The organism is Gluconacetobacter sp. (assembly GCF_047721585.1).
Lineage (GTDB): Bacteria > Pseudomonadota > Alphaproteobacteria > Acetobacterales > Acetobacteraceae > Gluconacetobacter > Gluconacetobacter dulcium.
Genome location: NZ_JBDNXE010000006.1, coordinates 42,712 through 61,111, shown reverse-complemented (window position 1 = coordinate 61,111; position 18,400 = coordinate 42,712). Strand labels below are relative to the sequence as shown.

Genomic DNA, 18,400 nt, shown 5'->3' with positions numbered 1-18,400 from the left:
GTAAGGAAAGTTAGGTCAGCATGTTGAATTGGCTGTATCGGGACGCACCGTTCCGAGGCAAGATCAGAACGGTGATGCTGGGTCTGGAAGCATATCTCCTGCTTCAGATCGTTATCGAGGTCGTTGGATATTTGGTCCATGAGCCGATCCAGCACATGTTCGTCGTGAATATGTGCGCCCTCGCTTTCGGCGCGATCGTCGTCCAGATCATCTGGTTCATGCTGACCCGCGTGGTCACCGAGCCGCTTGAAACCCTCACCGACCTGGGTGAGCAGCTCGGCCGCGGAGATATTCGCGGGAGTATTCCCTTTCTCGAGAACAAGGACTGCACCGGCCGCATGGCCCGCGTGATGGTCGAGTTTGCGCGCAGCCTGCAGGAACAGCAGCAGGCGCAGACCCGCCAGTCCGCCATGGCCGAGGAAATCAAGCAGTCCCTCGAACATAGCCAGGCCCGCGACAAACAGACCCACGAAGTGATCGACGCTCTTGGATCCGCCCTGGCGGACATGGCGCGCGGCGACCTCCGGAGCCGGATCACCTCCAATATCTTCGACGGCGAGTTCGCGCCCCTGCGCGATGCGTTCAACAATTCGGCGGCGCACCTGAACGACGCACTGCGCGCCCTGGCAAGCAATTCCGAATTGATCGCGACGGGCGCCACGGAAATCTCGACCGCGTCCGACGATCTGGCGAAACGCACGGAGAAGCAGGCCGCCAATCTCGGTCAGGCCGCTGCTTCGGTCCGCACCATTACCGATGGCGTCCAGCGCACCGCCAAAGCCAGCACCGAGGCCAGTGCGGAAGCAAAACAGTCTCTGGACAAGGTGAAATCCGCCACTGCCGTCATGACCGAAACGACGCAGGCGATGGATGGCATCAAGAAATCATCCGATGCGATCGGCGAGATCATTTCTGTCATCGACGGCATCGCTTTCCAGACCAACGTGCTGGCCCTGAATGCGGGTGTCGAAGCAGCACGGGCCGGTGATGCAGGCCGCGGCTTCGCCGTGGTCGCGCAGGAAGTCAGGTCCCTTGCCGAAAAATCGGCCAAATCCGCCAGTGAGATCAAGCGCCTGATTTCAGTTTCGGCCGATCAGGTCGACAAGGGTGTCGATCTGGTCCAGCAGACCGGCCGTTACCTGAACGAATTTGCCGGCAGCACGCAGAATATTTCGACACGGGTCGAAGAAATTTCCGTCTCCACTCGCGATCAAGCCCAGCGCCTGTCCGAAGTCACGGCGGCGATCGGCGACATGGACCAGGTGACGCAGCAGAACGCCGCGATGGTCGAGGAAACGACGGCTGCCAGCCATAACCTGACGGCGGAAACCAGAACGCTGACCCAGACCATCAGCCGGTTCAAAGTCGGTAATGACCGTCGGGAAAACATGTTCGACGAAAGCACCGTCACGATTCCGTCGGCGCGCGCCCCCGCGCCCAAGCCCTCCCGGTCGTCCACAGTCAGCCCGTCGGCAACGGCGCTCCTGACCACGTCCTCCGATCAGGGATGGGAAGATTTCTGATGACCGCTGACGTCGAGACGCCCGCCGTGCCCTCCACCGCGCCGGTGCCATTGCCGGAACGCCTGGACACCGCGACGGTCGGGGTGCTCAAGGGTCTTGTGCAGCAGGCCGAGGCGACGGAATCCGCTCTGGATGCCTCAGGCGTTGCCTATGTCGGCGGGCTGTGTCTTCAGGTTCTTCTGGCAAGCGGTCGCCCCCTGGTCGCGCCGTCGGAGAAAGTCAGGGAAGCGTTCGCCCTTTTTGGGGTCAGTGAATTCCTGTCAGAACCGTCCACTCCCTCTAGCGAGCTTTCAGCATGACGGAAAAAAAAATTTTGCGTGTCCTGACGATAGATGACTCCCGAACCATGCAAGGCATGCTGCGCAAGGCGTTGGAAGAAGCCGGCTACGATGTCATTCAGGGGGGGGACGGTGTCGAAGGCATCGAAGTCCTCGAAAGCGCCGATCCCCCGCCCAATGTGATTATTACGGATATCAACATGCCGCGCATGGATGGCTTCGGCGTGATTGAGGCCGTTCGCAAGATGCCCGCCTTCAAGCATCTGCCGGTTATCGTTCTGACCACCGAAAGCGATCCGGAAAAGAAGGCCCGCGCCAGAGCAGCCGGCGCGACAGGATGGATCATCAAACCCTTCAGCTCCGACAGCCTGGTTGCGGCGATCCGTCGGGTAACAGCCTGAAGAAAGGGTGGACGGCATGAGTTCCGATATGGATGATATCCTCCAGATCTTCTTCCAGGAATGTGACGAGCAGTTACAGGAGCTCGAACGCGGGCTTTCCGCATTGTCGGATGGCGAGTCCGAACATGAGACCGTCAATGCCGTTTTTCGTGCCGTTCATTCGATCAAGGGCGGCGCTGCGTCTTTCGGACTGGATAATCTTGTCCGGTTCGCCCACGTCTTCGAAAATTCCCTCGATGGCCTGCGTTCGGGGCGTTTTGCGCCGACTCATGATGTCGTCAAGGTTTTCCTCAAAGCCATGGATGTCCTGAGCGATCTGGTCAACGAGGCCCGTGGCGGGGCCACGGTCGACTCGGCGCGCGTCGCCGAAAGCCATGCCGAACTGGCCGACATCAGCGGCACCGGCGGCAACCAGAACGCCTCGCAGGCCGCGACGACCGAAGACGTCATTCCAGCGGATTTCTCGCCCGTCCCCATGGATTTCGAGCCCGTTCCCACGGATTTCGAACCGGTCCCCTTTGATTTTGACTTTGGCGAAGAAGAAGCCACCCCGGCTGCCGCATCGCTGCTCGTGACTTTTCGGCCTCACGACGCACTGTATGAGCGCGGAGATGACGCAAGGAACATCCTGATCGGCCTGACCGATCTCGCTCGTGAATGTGACGGAGAGATCCAGACCACCTGCGATCGATCGGCCCTGCCTCCTCTCACCGATCTGCTGCCTGACAAATCATACCTCTCCTGGCAGGTCGTTCTGCCGCCCGCAGTTTCCGAGGACAGCGCCAATGCGGTCTTCGACTGGGTCAGCGAAGATTGCGATTTTTCGATCGTCCGTGAAGGAGCCGAGGCCGCTGCGCCCCAGGAACCCCCGGTAGAACAGCCGGAACCAGCCGAGGTGGTCGCCGTCATGTCGCCCGTGGAAGACCACGAGGCGCCGCCCCCTGCTCCAGCGCCTTCAGTAGCGCACCCGATCCAGATACTCTCCCCCCTGCCTGCTCCGGCAACGCCAGATGCGCATCCCGGCCCCTCCCCAGCCGGCAGTGCAGCGTCGTCAACGGCCAATGGTGCCGCCCAGACTGCCGCCCGCAAGCCCGAACAAGCCTCGATCCGCGTCGACCTGCACCGGATCGACGACCTGATGGACCTGGTCGGCGAACTGGTGATTGCGCAGGCGGCGATCGAATCCCTCTCCCGCCGGACCGATGCGGCCGGACAGCACGAACTGGTCCAGAGCATCAGCAGCATGCAGTCGCTGACGCGCGATATCCAGGACGCCGTCATGGCGGTCAGGGCCCAGCCCGTCCGCGCCGTCTTCCAGCGCATGCAGCGCGTGGTGCGCGAAGCGTCCTCCATGACTCACAAGGACATCGTCCTGACGCTTGAGGGCGAGGATACGGAAGTCGACCGGACACTGGTCGAAAAGCTGACCGATCCGCTGACCCACATGCTGCGGAACGCGGTGGATCACGGCATTGAAAGCCCGGAAGCCCGCATCGCCGCCGGCAAGCCGGCAGAAGGCCACATCGTGCTGTCCGCCGAACATCGTTCCGGCCGGATCCTGATCACCATCAAGGACGACGGCGCAGGCATCAACCGTCAGCGCGTCTTCGAAACGGCTGTCAAACGGGGCGTTATCCCGGCAGATGCGGTCCTGTCGGATGAAGAGATCAATAACCTGATCTTCATGCCCGGTTTCTCGACGGCCGCGCAGGTTTCCAACCTCTCCGGCCGCGGCGTGGGCATGGATGTCGTCAAGCAGGCCATTCAAAGCCTGGGCGGCAGGATCTCGATCAGCAGCGTGCCCGGCAAGGGAACCACATTCGGTTTCAGCCTACCCCTGACATTGGCCATTCTCGACGGCATGCTGATCTCTGCCAGCGGATCGACCATGGTCATTCCGATCTCGTCGGTCATCGAAACCATGATCGTCAATCAGAGCGATGTCTACGCCCTGCCTGACGGCAGCAACGTGATTTCCATCCGTGGCGACTGCATGCCGCTGATTCCCCTGGCGACAGTCCTGAAACTGTCCAACTCCTCGACTCCGGATAGCCTCGATGCCTCGGTGATCCTCGTCGTCGAGAACGAATCCGGCGCCCGGGCTGCCCTCATCGTTGACGAAATCCGTGACCAGACGCAGGTCGTCATCAAGAGCATCGAGAGCAATTACCGGCAGATATTCGGCGTGTCGGCAGCAACCATCCTCGGTGACGGCAGCGTTTCCCTGATCCTCGACGTCTCGGCACTGGTGGCCTCGGCCATTGGACATATCGACATCAAGCCATCAAACATCCGCGCCGAACTGGCAGCCTAGCAAGACCATACGGGCGTTCGACATTTAAGCAGGGAACCGACCATGACGGAACAGACAGAGCTCAAAGAAGCCACGGACACCAAGATCGTTAAGATGATCGTGTTTGCCATCGGCGTGCAGGAATATTGCATTCCGATCCTCAGCGTTCGCGAGATCCGTGGGTTCGAGAAGACGACGACGTTGCCGTTTGCTCCTCCTTATGTCTGCGGAGCCATCAACCTGCGCGGGATCATCCTGACGGTGGTCGATCTCGCGGTCTATCTGAATGTGCCGCCGCAGACCGACAACCCGCGCCGCGTCGTGGTCATTGTCGAATCGAAGAATGGCGTCGTCTGCGGGCTCCTTGTGGATCGCGTTATCGACATGGCGGATATCAATCTGAACGATGTCCAGGCCGTGTCCGAAGACGGGAGTTGTCTGGGCGGCCTGGTCCTGGTCGACAATCGGATGATCGGTCTCCTCCGGCTGGAGACCGTCGTCGGACAACTGGTCACGGACACCATTTCCGAATGAAAGACCAGTTTCCGGTAAGCGAGTCCGAATATACCGATGCCGATTTCCAGAGAGTCCGGCAGATCGCGCGTGAACAGGCCGGCATCCATCTTCCCGCCACCAAAAAGGCTCTCGTCTATTCCCGGGTTTCCCGCAGGGTGCGCGAACTGAACCAGAGTTCGTTCCAGGCCTATCTGAATTTCGTAACGACGGCCGCCGGCCAGAACGAGATGCAGAACCTGATCTGCGCCCTGACCACCAACGTCACGAGTTTCTTCCGGGAACGGAGCCACTTCGATCATCTCGAATCCGTCGTGATTCCGCAGATGGCCATGAAGGTCCGGGCCGGAAAACGCGGGCGGCTATGGTCGGCCGCCTGTTCCACGGGCCAGGAGCCCTGGAGCATCGCCATGTCGGTCATGACGGCGTTTCCCGACGCGGCCTCGCACGATTTTCGCATCCTTGCGACCGACATCAATGCCAATGTCGTCGCCCAGGCCACCGAGGGTACCTACAACGCCGAAGAAATCGAAGGCATTCCCCCGGCCAGGAAATCTCAGTTCATGGAGCCTACCGGCAACGGCGATTACCGGTTTGACGGCCCGATCCGTCGCCTGCCCGCGTTCCGTGTCCTCAACCTCAATGCGTCCTGGCCGATCCAAGGGTTCTTTTCAGCCATTTTCTGCCGGAACGTCGTCATCTATTTCGATGACGCCACCCGAGAACATCTTTGGCAGCGTCTGGCGGACAAGCTCGAACCCAATGGCTTTCTGTATGTCGGCCATTCCGAACGCGTATCCTGCGCAAGCCAATGCGGCCTGACACAGGTCGCTCCGACTATTTACCGAAAGGACCAGTAAAGCGTGGAGAAGCCGATAAAGGTTCTCGTGGTTGACGACTCACGAACAGCAAGGGCATTGATTCGGCGCTCTTTCGAGCAGCACCCCGACATCGTCATCTGCGGCGAGGCCGCGAACCCGATCGAAGCCCGGGATCTGATCATCAAGGATCAGCCAGACGTCATCACGCTCGATGTCGAGATGCCGAGCATGAATGGCCTGCAGTTTCTCGACAAGATCATGAGGCTGCGCCCGATTCCCGTCGTCATGGTATCCGGTCTCACGGCCAGGGGCGCGGATATCGCGATCACGGCGCTCCAGATGGGCGCGTTCGACTGCTTTCCGAAACCCTCTTCCGTCATGCCGGGAGGCGATGCGTTTGCCGGCCTGGCTCGTCTCGTCCGACAGGCCGCCCATTCCCCGGTCGCGAAGTTTCAGCGCACCGAGCAGGGCGCCGCCCAGCACCAGAAATCATGGACCCATGATTTCAAGCTGGTCGCGATCGGCGCATCGACGGGCGGCGTGGAAGCCCTGGAACAGGTCCTGTCGGGCTTTCCGCGCCAGAGCCCACCCATCGTCATCTGCCAGCACATGCCAGCCCTGTTCACGGCGAGTTTCGCCAACAGACTGAACCAGAAGATCGAGGCTCTTTCCATCGGCGAAGCCAGGAATGGCGAGGTCCTCCTGCCCGGCACAGTCCGGATCGCCCCGGGAGGCGATCGCCATACAGCCGTGGAACGACGCGACGGCCACTATGTCACACGCCTGCTGAAAGCCGCTCCGGTCAATGGACATTGCCCGTCCGTCGATGTCCTGTTTGACTCCGTCGCCGAGTCTGCGGGCAACCATGCCCTGGGCATCATCCTGACCGGAATGGGGCAGGATGGCGCCGAAGGCCTGCTTGCAATGCACCGGGCCGGAGCCTGGACAATTGCACAAGACAAGGCGTCTTCCGTCGTCTATGGAATGCCGCGGGTTGCAGCCGAGCTTGGTGCGACCTCCCAGATCGTCCCCCTTGGTCAGATCAGTGCTGCCGCCATGAACGCCCAAATACGCTGATACAAGCCGAACGACAGCGCGATCGTGCATCACAGCCACGCGCGCACAGCGAGTGATACCGGCGCCCCAGCCAGACTTAAAAAGGGAAAGAGGAGGAAAAATTGCCCGCGGCCTCACAGATCAGGGTCCTCATCGTCGATGACCAGTCTTCCATTCGCCAGATCCTGGCCAACAGCCTGTTGCAACTGGGTTTCGCCCATATCGCCCAGAGAAAGGACGGCAAGGAAGCCATTGAGTATCTTGCCCAGAACCCGACGCACCTCGTCATTTCCGACTTCAACATGCCTGTCATGGACGGTCTGGAACTGCTTCGTGGCGTTCGCGGCAATCCCAAGACTCAGAAGGTCGCCTTCATCATCCTGACCGGCGAAGCCAGCCGCGACCTCGTTCAGGAGGCCGTCAAGGCGGGGGTGAACAATTTTCTCGCCAAGCCCTACACGGTCGCGAAACTGCGGGAAGTGCTCGAGAAGGTATTCGGACCCATAACGTGACCCACGCATTGGCACCCACGACAGTTGTACAGGGCGAAGTCGTCGTTTCGGACAATCCGTCTGCTCTTCTCACGACCCTTCTGGGGTCCTGCATTTCGGTGTGCATGTTCGATCCGGTGACGCAGGTCGGTGGTATGAACCATTTTCTCTTGCCCGGCGGGGGCGAGAGTCATGATGGCACGGCCATGCGTTTCGGTGTCAATGCCATGGAAAAGCTCATCAACGGCATTCTCAAGGCGGGCGGCAAACGCGACCGCCTGCGCTGCAAGGCGTTCGGAGGGGCTGCGATCGTCCCGTCCCTCGGCCGCATCGGGCATGAAAACAGCGTTTTCGTCCGGCAATATCTGGCGGACGAAGGCATCCCCTGCATCGCCCAGAGCCTCGGAGGCACGCAGGCCAGGCGCGTGCGATTCTGGCCGACATCGGGAAAAGCCCAGCAGAACCTGATACAGGATGGCCAGGCCATCGTTCGTCAGGAAGAAGCTTATAACCGGCAGGAAGCCGAAGCCGAACGCAGATGGGCGCGCGAGGCCAGTTCCAGCATTGAACTGTTCTGATCACCTGAGCGTGGAAAGAGAGACAGCGATGACCATGCATTCCACCGTCACACAAGGGCCCCCCCCTGTGAAAATCACGGTGCATGATACTGTCTTCAAGGTTCTGCGCCTTCTGGACATGGCCGGTGAAGAACTCACAAACGCCCAGCAGGCAGTCGCGGAATGCATGCGCGACACGTCCATGACCAGTTCGGAAATATGCCGCCTGCAAAAGCTGGACCTGGCAACGCAGACAGTCGCCTCCGCAGCGACAGTACTCAAGAACCTGATGTCTCTTGCCCCGACCGGCATCAAGGACACTGTCAGCGTGGCCCGCTTGTACGAGGGGATCACACTCGGCGACGTCGTGCAGGTGCTGAAGGGTGAAGACACACCGGGTCACACCACGACGCCCGGTGAAATGGACCTCTTTTAGGAGACTGCCTGAAAAAATCCTCTGGTGAGAGCGTGATGCCTGCTTCCAGCACCATCTGACTCACGCCCCGGCATTGCAGCCCGCCATGCTACCGCCAGCAGCGATTTTTGCAGACAGGCTCTTATTCCAAATCGACGCGCCCTACCAAATCGGCTTGGGATTTATCTCCTGCCAGAAACAGACATGTCCACTCCGGTGATCAGGCCAAGGCAGAGGAACCCTGCACTTTCCCTCCCGGAGCCATTTCCAGGCCGGCGAGAACATTTTCCGCAATCTCGATCAGGGGAACAAGAGACATTTCCGGATCCAGAATGGCTTGGATGCCATATTTCTGCGCCTGATCGGCCAGCCTGACAAAAAGCCTCCGATCCTCCTCCACCGTCAGACCATTATCGAGGATATTGGCCTTCATGATCATCGACCATAGACGCTGATGCCGGTCCAGTGCGCGGCTGCGAACCTGCGAATCGGCGCTCTGGTTAGCGGCTTCCAGTTCATCGATAAGCATTCTGAAACAAACCGCTTCGGCCTCCCTCCCCGTCAGGGAAGTTTCCGTCACGGTCTGGTAAGCCCGAAGTGCTGGATGAATCATCGTCGTACCGTCTGCAATTTGTCATAATGGACACCCATTGTCTTAGCCTACTCCGCGCGCAAAGACCATCCCGCCCGCCCCTCGGCACAGAGCATTTCCTCTATCCCGGCCTGGCGCATTCCACAGGAAAAATGCTCATCGCGCCTCTCTGGTAACCTTCTCTTAGCCATTTCCCGATTTTGTGGCCTGGACCTGGTCTACCCCAGGATAGTCCGCATGGAGAAAATGCCGTGAGCCTTTCCATCAACAACAACGCCTCTTCGAAAGTCGCCATCGAGACGCTGAATGCCGTCCAGACCGACCTGAGCAGCACGCAGAACGTCGTCTCGACCGGCCTGAAGGTTTCCACCGCCGCCGACAACGCCGCTGCCTTCGGCATCGCGCAGCAGATGCAGGGCAACGTCTCCGGCCAGAGCGCCGTGAATGACGGCCTGTCCTTCGCCGCCCAGACGGTCAGCTCGACGGCCAGCGCCGCCAACCAGATCATCAGCGTGCTGCAGCAAGTGCAGCAGGCCGTCACCTCGCTGGGCAACAGCTTCGGCGTCGATGCCTCCGAATCCCAGATCGGCACTCAGATCAACGGCTATCTCGCCCAGATCGATACGATCGCACGCAATGCAACCTTCAATGGCGTCAACCTGCTGGCACCGGATTACAACAACGCAGCAGTCGGAACCAAGCTGGGCATCAGCACCAGCAAGCTGAGCTATGTCGCTGGCCTTCAGGGCGATGTCACGACGGTCACCGGCTTCGCCGCCTCGACCGGCAACGGCTCGATCGGCAAGTACCTGACGTCTTCGGGTGGGTCTCTTGGCGCCTCGAGCACGAGCACTCTGACCGACCTTCTCGGCCTTTCCACCGGCGGCGTCGCCGGCAAGAACCCGACGGCCAACGTGTTCGTGACGACCGACGGCGCATTCGGCTCCAGCTACGTCGGCTCCGGCGTCGCGTCCGTTGCGAAAATGATCAAGCAGGTTCAGGCCGCGATCAAGGCGATGACCTACGTCACGTCGGACCTGGGTTCGAACACCAACGTGATCAAGAGCATGAGCACCTACGGCTCGACGATCTCCGACAACCTGACCAACGGCATTGGCGCCCTGACCGACGCCGATATGGCTGCTGCCAGCGCGAAGCTGACCTCGCTGCAGACCAAGCAGCAGCTGGCCATCAAGTCGCTGACGATTGCCAACTCGCAGTCGCAGAACATCCTGTCGATGTTCCAGTAATCCATTCCCGCGCTCACAGCGTAGTATGGATGATGCCCCCGGCAATTGCCGGGGGCATTTTTTATGCCCCTTGTCGAACCCGGTTGAAAAATAACCGGCTACAGCAGGCCAGCCATTCCCCGAAGCCGCATACGCATCATGCGTCCCAGCGGTCTTTCCCCCGCCGGATCAGATCGTCATTCCACAGGACCGTTCAGAATCCTGACGGCCAGAACGATCGGATTCCCCGAAGAATCCGCTCCTGCCTGAAAGCTCTGCCACTTTCCCGGCGAGAACACCCATGTCCCGGCAAAGCTCGCGACGAATCCATGCGGCCTGCATGTGCCGTTACCAGCACCATCCTGCTGCTGACCATCGTCCTGCAAGCTACATTGCGCCATATCCGCCGCGGCTAGCGGAACATAGACCGTTGCATCCATCTGCGCGGTGCGGCCGCGTATTTGCAGCGTTCCATCGACGCCCGTCTTCTGCCCCACCGAACCGCCCGCCGCCCCGCCATCAGGCGTACCGCGCGTCACGACATCGGTGAATTTGGTTGCATCCGTCGCGCAGATCTCAATCGAAGCCTCACCGAGCGGCAGATTCGGATCTCCGGCATTATTCTGTCGTGTGATCGCCTGGATTTCAGCGATATGCACCGGCCCCGCCGGGCAGTGGAGGCCGTCATCTCCGATATGCGCGGTCGTGTTCGTACCGCCATTGCTGCTACCCCTGGCCACGGCAGTTCCGCAGCCACCACCCACGGCCAACAAGGCAACCAGCGCCGTCGCGTAGGCCAATCGTCTCCTGCCGGCTTCGGCACGGGCAGCATTCACCGAACGTCGCATATTGACTCTGTAAGACCTATCAACGCCGTACTCCACGTACATGCGACCGGGCGATCTTCTGTCGCCATGCCACGACGGCTCAGACGCCCCATGATGGCTGAAGCGCGCGAACACACCCTCTATCATGATCCCTACCCGCCGCACAGCGTCCGACAGAGACGAATTTATCCACCGACCACCCAACGCCTTGATCGCCAGCCCAACCGATTCCGCCCGCTCAAAAGCGTTCCCGATCAGTCATGCTGTTTCGATTAAAGGTAAAAAACGGTGGCCTTGCCGTTATGGCAAGACTAGGTTAGGCACTGAATCCTGGTACTCTGTCGGGGATCTCCGACCAGGCAGCAAGGGGCGCAGCACGCACACGATGATCAGCGACATCACCACCCGCAGCTTCGATGCGCTCAACGCCTATGGGCAGACACAGAAGGCGTTGCAGCCTTCGACCGACGACACCCAGAACGACGCCTCGTCCGATAGCGTATCCAGCTTCGGCAATGTTCTGGACGGCGCGCTCAAGAACGCGGTTCAGACGGGCAAGAGCGCCGAGACGCTGACGGCCCAGGGCCTGTCCGGAAAAGGCAACCTGACCGACATCGCAACGTCCGTGGAAGAAGCGAAGCTGACCCTTCAGACCGTCACCACGGTTCGGGACCGGATCGTTCAGGCCTATCAGGACGTCATGAAGATGTCGATCTAAGCCGTCACGCATGCAGCATACGGTCGATATCCACGAAATCCTGCGCCAGACCCTGCTTGTGGCGGTCAAAATGGGGGCTCCGTCCCTTTTGTCGTCCCTCTGCGCGGGCATTCTGGTTTCGTTGTTCCAGGCCGTAACCCAGGTAAACGAGGCGACCCTGTCCTTCGTGCCGAAATTCATAGCCGCGACAGCCGCTCTCATGCTGACGGGCTCGTTCATGTATTCCACACTTCATACCTACGCCCACACCATTTTCGACCAGATGATCATGGTGGGCGGTTCGTGAAAGCAGGCCGCATGCCGGCGGCGCCTCTTCCGGAATGACCGGGGACCTGTTCTTTCCCGGCGGCTCCATCCCCGTACTGGCTGCCATGTTTCTGCTGATCCTGTGCCGGGTCAGCGCCATGGTCATGACGGCCCCCGGCTTTGGCGAAACCACCTCCCCCATGGTGGTCCGGGCCGGAATCGCGCTGGTTGTCACCATTACCATCCTGCCGGTGGTGCAGGACCACCTCGCGGCCGTATCCGGGCCGGCACTGCATCATCCGTTCATGGTGCTGGCCATCATCGTGGGCGAACTTCTATGCGGCGCATTCATCGGACTCCTGGCCCGGCTCATTTCCATGGCGCTGATTATTGCGATGCAGTTCATCGCCGTCCTTGCCGGCCTGGCCAGCATCCTGCAGCCGGACCCGGAACTCGGGGCATCCAGCACGGCTATCAGCCATATGGCCTCCGCTCTAACGCCGGTCATCTTTCTATCTACCGGACTGTATGTCTTCCCTCTGGCCGCGGTGACAGGCTCTTACCACCTGTTTCCGCCCGGCCACATGCCGATGCTCGGCGACATGACGAAGAGCATCGTCGCTGCCACGGCACAGTCATTCGTCCTGGCGCTGCAATTAGCCGCCCCTTTTGTCCTGATCGGAACCTTGTGGCCGGCCATGCTGGGCGTACTGAACCGCCTAATGCCGTCCATCCAGGTCTACGGTATTGCCATGCCGGCCCAATTACTGGGCGGTATCCTTCTGCTGGCCATGCTGATCCAGGTCATGACCGGCGTCTGGCAGGAAAGAATGAACGATCTGCTCGTCGCGCTGCCCGGCGTAGGTGCAACGCCGCCACCACATTGACATACCGTGGCCCGGCCGCCATCCACACGGCGCACTATGCCGGGACCTCGGACATGCCGATAGCGCGGCGCTCCCTTTTTCGGCGGGGTGCGCCCGTCCGGCATGTCGGCACCATAAGAGGATAGGCCCACGTGGCGGAAGAAGGATCAACCAGCGACGACAAGTCGCAGGCCCCGACCGGAAAGCGGCTACAGAAGGCACGCGAGGAAGGCAATGTCGCCCACTCCCGCGAAACGCAGATGTTCCTGATCCTAAGCGCGTTTCTGGCCGTCTTCACGATGACGACCGCCGTCTCGGGCAGCACGTTTCTCCGCCACATGCGGGGCTTGATGGAGCATTTCGACACAGTCTCGCCCGATGGCGGCGCACTTTATCTCGCCCTCCAGCAGTCCATCCGCGAAGGCATCCTGCTGGCAGCGCCCCTGGCACTCGTTTGCGCAGTGGTCGTCGTCGTGTCCGGCCTGCTTCAGACGGGCCTGCTGTTCCGCCCCCAGGCGCTCATTCCCGATATCGGGCGCCTGTCCCCCCTATCGGGGATCAAGCGCGTATTCAGCATGAACAACGTAATTGAAATGCTGAAGAGCCTGACCAAGTTCGTCGTTTTCGGCGCGGTGCTCTACGGCGTGGCAAAAGGCACCCTGCGCGTGGCGCCCGAGGCCGAACGCTGGACCCTCCACCATCTGACGTCGGAGCTCATCTCCTGGTTCGTGTATGCCACGATGATCATTCTGATGATCCAGGCCGCGATCGCCGTCCTCGACGAGGTATGGACACGCTATCACCGGTTGCAGAAGCTGCGCATGAGCCATCAGGATATCAAGGAGGAAATACGCCAGGAAGACGGCGACCCCAAGGTCAAGGCCAAGCAGAAACAGATCCGCATGCGGCGCGCCCGACAGATGATGATCCAGGCCGTCAAAAAGGCCACGGTCATCGTCACCAACCCGACCCATTATGCCGTGGCGCTTTCCTATGACAACGGCACGGATGCGGCGCCGAAAATCGTCGCCAAAGGCGCGGACGAAGTGGCCGCCCGAATCCGCGAGGCGGCTGAAGACTCAAAAGTCCCGATCGTCTCAAATCCGCCCGTGGCCCGCGCGCTCTACGCCCTGCCTGTGGATTCCGAAATACCGCCGGAATATTTCCAGCCCGTCGCCGCGATCATCGCCTACGTCATGAAACTCAAGACACCCGGCTCGCGCGCGCCCAGGCAATAAAAGACCGTTCGATGCCTCCGGTCAGTCCAACATCAGGGCCGCTTGTCGCGTCGATGCATTCATGCCCGCATTCATAAAACATATCCCTTTATCGCCGCCAGGAAACAATTCCGTAACACTTTCTCCCTATCGCTACCCCCAAAAACGATACAGGAAATCCTTGTATTTCGCGCTACGCATGCTACTCAGATGCTCAGAAAGGCACAGGTGCAGCGCGGGGAATGTTTCAGCCACCATTCCATGTCCGTAAGATCACCGATCCGAACATTCCATCATGCCAGAAGATGGTCTGTGTCATGATCGGATCATGATTTTCCTGCCTGACGGTAGGCGGAACAGTTAACTGCGCGCACAAGGCAGGGACGGCATATGTCAGTTTTCAACGCCCTCACCACGGCAGTCAGCGGGATCAACGCCCAGTCGACCGCGTTCACGAACCTGAGTAACAACATCGCCAACAGCCAGACGGTCGGCTACAAAGCCACCACGACGGCATTCCAGGATTTCGTGGCCGGCTCACTGGGCCAGAATGCGTCTTCAGCCGATATCTCGGATTCAGTAGCCGCCGTCACTGTCCAGCATGTGGACAATCAAGGCACCGCAGCCACGAGCACGGACAGCCTTGCCACTGCCATTTCAGGGAGTGGCCTGTTCGTCGTTTCCAAAGAAAGCGGCGCATCGACATCCCAAAACACGCAATTTCAGTCCCAGAACTACTACACCCGGAATGGAGAAGTTTACAAAAACAACTCCGGATATCTGGTCAACACCAGTGGGTATTACCTCGACGGCTATATGGTGAACCCCACCACAGGCTCGCTGAACGCATCGCTGACGCAGCTCAATGTCGCCAATGTGGCCTTCCGCCCGACGCAGACCACGACGCTGACCTTGTCGGCGACGGTGGGAACGATGCCGTCCAGCAATGCCAGCTATACGGCAGCGGATGCTCAATCTTATACGACGGCTCCCGTCACCACCTATGACGCGTCGGCGACACCACACAAGATCGCTTTGTCCTGGACGCAGAGCGGCACCAACCCTCTGGTCTGGAACGTCAGCGCGTATGACGCAGACGGTACCGGCACCATAGCCAACAACTCTTATCAGGTGACGTTCGACAGCAACGGTTCTCTGGCATCGGTTGCCAATGCTACTACTGGCCAGACGATCGGATCGACCCTGACAGGGGCAAGTGCTTCGATCCCCATTACGGCCAATTACAATGGCGTCGCGCAAAACATCACGCTCGATCTGGGAACGATCGGCGGCACCAGCGGTACCGTTATGGCAGCATCCACAGGTACGGCGAGCACCAACCAAGCCAATGCTCTGACCGCGTCGGGCACGACGCTTACCATGAGCAAATCCGATGTGATCGGCACCACGACCGGCAGTAATCAAACGTCGATGACATCGCCTACCGATGCCAACGGTACTCCGGTTGCAGCCAAATGGACTCAGACGGCCGCTTCACCGCCGACATGGTCACTGTCCCTGGTCGATCCTTACGATACATCATCGTCGTCGCCCGTTAGCAGCGACACCTATAAGGTCGTATTCAACACAGATGGCAGCGTCCAGTCGGTTACGGACAGTACCACAGGTGTGACGACATCTTTAAGTGCACTCAGCGCCACAATTGGCGGCACGTCATATACAGTCAACCTCAGCCAGACGACGCTTTCAACGGCCAGCAGTCTGCCAACGGATACGACGGCCCTGCAATCCGACAGCATCGCCAGCGGCACCTACCAGGGCGTGGAAATCGAAAGCGACGGGTCGCTCATGGCCAAGTTCGATACCGGAACCCAGTTGATCGGCAAGATCGCACTGGCGAATTTTGCCAACGTAGACGGTCTGAATGCGGTCGACGGACAAGCATATACCGCCACGGCGTCTTCTGGCGACGCCAAGATCGGTCTGGCCGGGGCAAATGGCACTGGCACGTTGTCGGTAGGATCTGTGGAATCGTCCACGACTGACCTCACCAGTGACCTGTCGGCCCTGATCGTCGCGCAGGAGGCTTACTCCGCCAACACCAAGATCGTCACGACTGCGGACCAGCTGCTGCAAACAACAATCGCCATGAAGCAGTAAAAACCAACCGGCTGGCCGTGTCTTCGACATAGCCAGCCAATAATTGACAGACACGTCTCCATAAAATGCTCTTGTGAGACTGTCAGGCGCGAAAAACAAGTAATCTTCTACATGTGGCCGGACCTGAAGATGCAGGACCTACCCACCTGGGCCCGCATACGTCGGAGATTACTTTGTTCTCGTTCTGGTTTTTCAAGGCAGGTCGAATACACCCGTTCCCCTCGTTGAATCCAGGCATCGACGGACCAATGCCGCTTGCCATACCCTCCTAGAGTGCAGGAATTTCCGCTTTTACGACGGTGATATCCGTCTATTGTCGCACCCCCCGCACCCATCCCATTGAGCATGCTCCCGCCAGTAGCTACACTGTCAATAAATCGTTTATCCACCCTCCGGGAGCCACCTGCATATGAGCGAGACTGTAACCGGCGGCGGTGCACCGGAGCCCTCTGCCGGGGATGAGAAGCGGCAATCCATCGCCGCGGAAGCGAAGCCCCGCCGTTCCAGGAAGATGTTTCTCTTCATCGGCCTGGCAGCTCTCGTTCTCACTGTGGGCGGCGGCGGTGCCGTATTCCTCGAAAAGGGTCGTCTGCTCCATTCGGTTCAAAGCGGAATGGCAGACCGCGCCAGCCAGATGCTGCATCCGCCGATCATTCTCGGTATCCCGTCGATCGTATCCAATCTCGACAATGGCGATGGCCGCCCGGTCTATGTAAAATTGACGGCCAAGGTCGAAATTTCAGGCGCACGAGACGAAGCCTCGCTCCAGAATATGATTCCTCGGGTGCAGGACATATTTCAGACCTACCTCCATGAGACACGCCCGCAGGATATCCGGGGTGATGGCATATACCGGCTGCGCGAGGCGATGATCCGTCGTCTCAGGGCGGAATTGACGCCCTTGCAGGTGACGAATCTGTATCTGGTTGAATTCCTGATTCAGTAATCGGAACGTTTTACTTGATGTTCATACAGAGTACAGATCAAACCGTGGCGAAGACAATATGCAGGACGTAAACGACACGCCGGACGCCGTCGAGCCCGATGAGGCCAGCGCCGACGCGCCGCACGAAACGCCGGGCCACGGGTCGGATGCGGGCCATACCACGCGAGAAGATGCGTCTACGGGCTTCGAAAACAGCATGATCAGCAGCCATGTGCTGGATCAGTCTGAAATCGACAGTCTGCTTGGCAATACATTCGCCGGACTCCCCGACCGGGAAGAGACCGGCATGGAACGGGTCATCAAGGCCGGCTTCGTGGCGTACGAACGCCTCCCGATGCTGGAAATCGTGCTGGACCGGCTCGTCAGGCTCCTGTCGTCAACGCTTCGCAGCTTCACGAACGACAACGTCGAAATCACCATGGAGAGCACGCGCTCGATGTGTTTCGGCGACTACATGAACACTGTGCCGTCATCCTCGCTGTTCGCGGTTTTCAAGGCCGTCCAGTGGGAGAATTACGGTCTCGTCGTCGTCGACTCCGCACTGTCCTATTCCATTATCGATATTCTGATGGGCGGTCCGCGCGGCGTGGGTCACGCCGGGACCGAGGGCCGCCCGCACACGGCGATCGAACGGTCCCTGATCGAAAAACTGATCACGTTGACCCTCAACGATCTCTCGGCGGCGTTCAATCCCGTCTGCACCATCGACCTCACCTTCGAACGACTCGAGGTCAGCTCCCGTTTCGCTGCCATCGCCCGCGCCTCCAATGCCGTAGTGATGACAAAGCTGCATATCGACATGGAAGACAAGAGCGGAAATCTGGATCTCATCATTCCCTATGCGACCCTGGAACCGGTGCGCGATCGCCTGTCCCAGCAGTTCATGGGCGAACGGTTTGGTCGCGATTCAATCTGGGAAAACCATCTGATCTCCGAGATTCTCGAAACCGACGTTGAAGTGTCGGCCGTATTCGAGGAAAAGCTCGTCTCCCTTTCCGAAGTCCTCAACCTGCGCCCCGGTGCCCAGATCGCGTTTCCCTACAGGAAAGACGCCGATATCCATGTCACGCTGCAGTGCGGACAAACCTCTCTCTTCGTGGGAAGGCTCGGCCAATTGCACGGCAAGGCAGCAGTGAAAATCGAACGACGGCTGGTACCGCCCGACAGCCCCCATACCCACACCACCCCACCGCCTGCGTCAGGCGAATAAGCAAACAGGACAACCCCGATTCCTTCTCTCACGACCCGCCCGTCGCTTCCCAACCGGGCCAGACTGGAGACATCTGGCAG

Annotated in this window: 20 protein-coding genes; 18 read left to right on the top strand and 2 right to left on the bottom strand. The window is 59.7% G+C overall.

Annotation, left to right across the window (positions count from 1 at the left end):
* Nucleotides 1-20: 20 nt before the first annotated feature.
* From ABF821_RS02645 to ABF821_RS02600, 10 genes are all read left to right on the top strand, one after another.
* Entirely contained in the window at nucleotides 21-1,523 is a 1,503-nt protein-coding gene (locus ABF821_RS02645) for a methyl-accepting chemotaxis protein (protein WP_182972275.1), read from the top strand.
* Nucleotides 1,523-1,822, top strand: a complete 300-nt coding sequence (locus ABF821_RS02640; protein WP_246400769.1) for an STAS domain-containing protein — start codon at nucleotides 1,523-1,525, stop codon at nucleotides 1,820-1,822. Before ABF821_RS02645 ends, ABF821_RS02640 begins: the two co-directional genes overlap by 1 nt.
* Complete coding sequence (locus ABF821_RS02635) at nucleotides 1,819-2,202, top strand: response regulator (protein ID WP_182972277.1); 384 nt, start codon at nucleotides 1,819-1,821, stop codon at nucleotides 2,200-2,202. The genes ABF821_RS02640 and ABF821_RS02635 overlap by 4 nt, the downstream gene beginning before the upstream one ends.
* Before the next feature lie 16 nt (nucleotides 2,203-2,218).
* Entirely contained in the window at nucleotides 2,219-4,516 is a 2,298-nt protein-coding gene (locus tag ABF821_RS02630; RefSeq protein ID WP_415528974.1) for a chemotaxis protein CheA, read from the top strand.
* Nucleotides 4,517-4,558: 42 nt separating this feature from the next.
* Nucleotides 4,559-5,029, top strand: a complete 471-nt coding sequence (locus ABF821_RS02625; RefSeq protein WP_114726421.1) for a chemotaxis protein CheW — start codon at nucleotides 4,559-4,561, stop codon at nucleotides 5,027-5,029.
* The gene (locus tag ABF821_RS02620; RefSeq protein WP_415528973.1) at nucleotides 5,026-5,868 is read left to right on the top strand and encodes a CheR family methyltransferase; all 843 of its coding nucleotides are present in this window, start codon (nucleotides 5,026-5,028) and stop codon (nucleotides 5,866-5,868) included. Before ABF821_RS02625 ends, ABF821_RS02620 begins: the two co-directional genes overlap by 4 nt.
* Nucleotides 5,869-5,871: 3 nt before the next feature.
* Nucleotides 5,872-6,906 (top strand): protein-glutamate methylesterase/protein-glutamine glutaminase, encoded by a 1,035-nt coding sequence (locus ABF821_RS02615; protein WP_182972280.1) that lies wholly within the window; start codon nucleotides 5,872-5,874, stop codon nucleotides 6,904-6,906.
* A 101-nt stretch (nucleotides 6,907-7,007) separates the two neighbouring features.
* Nucleotides 7,008-7,397 carry a response regulator gene (locus tag ABF821_RS02610; protein WP_182972281.1) on the top strand — a complete coding sequence of 130 codons (390 nt, stop codon included), beginning with the start codon at nucleotides 7,008-7,010 and terminating at the stop codon, nucleotides 7,395-7,397.
* Nucleotides 7,394-7,954, top strand: a complete 561-nt coding sequence (locus ABF821_RS02605; RefSeq protein WP_310888918.1) for a chemotaxis protein CheD — start codon at nucleotides 7,394-7,396, stop codon at nucleotides 7,952-7,954. Before ABF821_RS02610 ends, ABF821_RS02605 begins: the two co-directional genes overlap by 4 nt.
* A gap of 28 nt (nucleotides 7,955-7,982) precedes the next feature.
* Nucleotides 7,983-8,369, top strand: coding sequence for a hypothetical protein (locus ABF821_RS02600; RefSeq protein WP_415528972.1), 387 nt, complete (start codon nucleotides 7,983-7,985; stop codon nucleotides 8,367-8,369).
* Between the two features lie 199 nt (nucleotides 8,370-8,568).
* Here ABF821_RS02600 and ABF821_RS02595 read toward each other — a convergent pair whose 3' ends face one another.
* On the bottom strand, nucleotides 8,569-8,961 hold the full coding sequence (locus ABF821_RS02595) for a flagellar biosynthesis regulator FlaF (protein WP_415528971.1): 393 nt from the start codon (nucleotides 8,959-8,961) through the stop codon (nucleotides 8,569-8,571).
* Nucleotides 8,962-9,191: 230 nt separating this feature from the next.
* Here ABF821_RS02595 and ABF821_RS02590 point away from each other — a divergent pair, with 230 nt between their 5' ends.
* Entirely contained in the window at nucleotides 9,192-10,190 is a 999-nt protein-coding gene (locus ABF821_RS02590) for a flagellin (protein WP_415528970.1), read from the top strand.
* Between the two features lie 176 nt (nucleotides 10,191-10,366).
* Here the strand turns inward: ABF821_RS02590 and ABF821_RS02585 are convergent, their stop codons facing one another.
* Entirely contained in the window at nucleotides 10,367-11,059 is a 693-nt protein-coding gene (locus ABF821_RS02585; protein ID WP_415528969.1) for a hypothetical protein, read from the bottom strand.
* A 322-nt stretch (nucleotides 11,060-11,381) separates the two neighbouring features.
* Here ABF821_RS02585 and ABF821_RS02580 point away from each other — a divergent pair, with 322 nt between their 5' ends.
* From ABF821_RS02580 to fliM, 7 genes are all read left to right on the top strand, one after another.
* On the top strand, nucleotides 11,382-11,714 hold the full coding sequence (locus ABF821_RS02580; RefSeq protein ID WP_182972286.1) for a flagellar hook-basal body complex protein FliE: 333 nt from the start codon (nucleotides 11,382-11,384) through the stop codon (nucleotides 11,712-11,714).
* Between the two features lie 10 nt (nucleotides 11,715-11,724).
* Nucleotides 11,725-12,000: a flagellar biosynthetic protein FliQ gene (locus tag ABF821_RS02575; RefSeq protein ID WP_114726411.1), complete on the top strand. Its 276-nt coding sequence runs from the start codon at nucleotides 11,725-11,727 to the stop codon at nucleotides 11,998-12,000.
* Between the two features lie 34 nt (nucleotides 12,001-12,034).
* Complete coding sequence (locus tag ABF821_RS02570; protein ID WP_415528968.1) at nucleotides 12,035-12,847, top strand: flagellar biosynthetic protein FliR; 813 nt, start codon at nucleotides 12,035-12,037, stop codon at nucleotides 12,845-12,847.
* A gap of 131 nt (nucleotides 12,848-12,978) precedes the next feature.
* Nucleotides 12,979-14,064, top strand: a complete 1,086-nt coding sequence (locus ABF821_RS02565; protein ID WP_415528967.1) for a flagellar biosynthesis protein FlhB — start codon at nucleotides 12,979-12,981, stop codon at nucleotides 14,062-14,064.
* Between the two features lie 369 nt (nucleotides 14,065-14,433).
* Nucleotides 14,434-16,164: a flagellar hook-basal body complex protein gene (locus tag ABF821_RS02560; protein WP_415528966.1), complete on the top strand. Its 1,731-nt coding sequence runs from the start codon at nucleotides 14,434-14,436 to the stop codon at nucleotides 16,162-16,164.
* A 409-nt stretch (nucleotides 16,165-16,573) separates the two neighbouring features.
* Nucleotides 16,574-17,110 (top strand): flagellar basal body-associated FliL family protein, encoded by a 537-nt coding sequence (locus tag ABF821_RS02555; protein ID WP_182972290.1) that lies wholly within the window; start codon nucleotides 16,574-16,576, stop codon nucleotides 17,108-17,110.
* 58 nt (nucleotides 17,111-17,168) lie between these two features.
* Nucleotides 17,169-18,320, top strand: a complete 1,152-nt coding sequence (gene fliM / locus ABF821_RS02550; protein WP_182972291.1) for a flagellar motor switch protein FliM — start codon at nucleotides 17,169-17,171, stop codon at nucleotides 18,318-18,320.
* The last annotated feature ends 80 nt before the right edge of the window (nucleotides 18,321-18,400 follow it).

Excerpts from the sequence above, each read along its gene's own strand:
- ABF821_RS02580 (WP_182972286.1), top strand. The coding sequence starts at position 11,382 with ATGATCAGCGACATCACCACCCGCAGCTTCGATGCGCTCAACGCCTAT.
- ABF821_RS02640 (WP_246400769.1), top strand. The coding sequence starts at position 1,523 with ATGACCGCTGACGTCGAGACGCCCGCCGTGCCCTCCACCGCGCCGGTG.
- ABF821_RS02645 (WP_182972275.1), top strand. The coding sequence starts at position 21 with ATGTTGAATTGGCTGTATCGGGACGCACCGTTCCGAGGCAAGATCAGA.
- ABF821_RS02635 (WP_182972277.1), top strand. The coding sequence starts at position 1,819 with ATGACGGAAAAAAAAATTTTGCGTGTCCTGACGATAGATGACTCCCGA.
- ABF821_RS02630 (WP_415528974.1), top strand. The coding sequence starts at position 2,219 with ATGAGTTCCGATATGGATGATATCCTCCAGATCTTCTTCCAGGAATGT.
- ABF821_RS02555 (WP_182972290.1), top strand. The coding sequence starts at position 16,574 with ATGAGCGAGACTGTAACCGGCGGCGGTGCACCGGAGCCCTCTGCCGGG.
- fliM (WP_182972291.1), top strand. The coding sequence starts at position 17,169 with ATGCAGGACGTAAACGACACGCCGGACGCCGTCGAGCCCGATGAGGCC.
- ABF821_RS02570 (WP_415528968.1), top strand. The coding sequence starts at position 12,035 with ATGACCGGGGACCTGTTCTTTCCCGGCGGCTCCATCCCCGTACTGGCT.
- ABF821_RS02585 (WP_415528969.1), bottom strand. The coding sequence starts at position 11,059 with ATGTACGTGGAGTACGGCGTTGATAGGTCTTACAGAGTCAATATGCGA.
- ABF821_RS02625 (WP_114726421.1), top strand. The coding sequence starts at position 4,559 with ATGACGGAACAGACAGAGCTCAAAGAAGCCACGGACACCAAGATCGTT.
- ABF821_RS02600 (WP_415528972.1), top strand. The coding sequence starts at position 7,983 with ATGACCATGCATTCCACCGTCACACAAGGGCCCCCCCCTGTGAAAATC.
- ABF821_RS02575 (WP_114726411.1), top strand. The coding sequence starts at position 11,725 with ATGCAGCATACGGTCGATATCCACGAAATCCTGCGCCAGACCCTGCTT.
- ABF821_RS02595 (WP_415528971.1), bottom strand. The coding sequence starts at position 8,961 with ATGATTCATCCAGCACTTCGGGCTTACCAGACCGTGACGGAAACTTCC.
- ABF821_RS02560 (WP_415528966.1), top strand. The coding sequence starts at position 14,434 with ATGTCAGTTTTCAACGCCCTCACCACGGCAGTCAGCGGGATCAACGCC.
- ABF821_RS02620 (WP_415528973.1), top strand. The coding sequence starts at position 5,026 with ATGAAAGACCAGTTTCCGGTAAGCGAGTCCGAATATACCGATGCCGAT.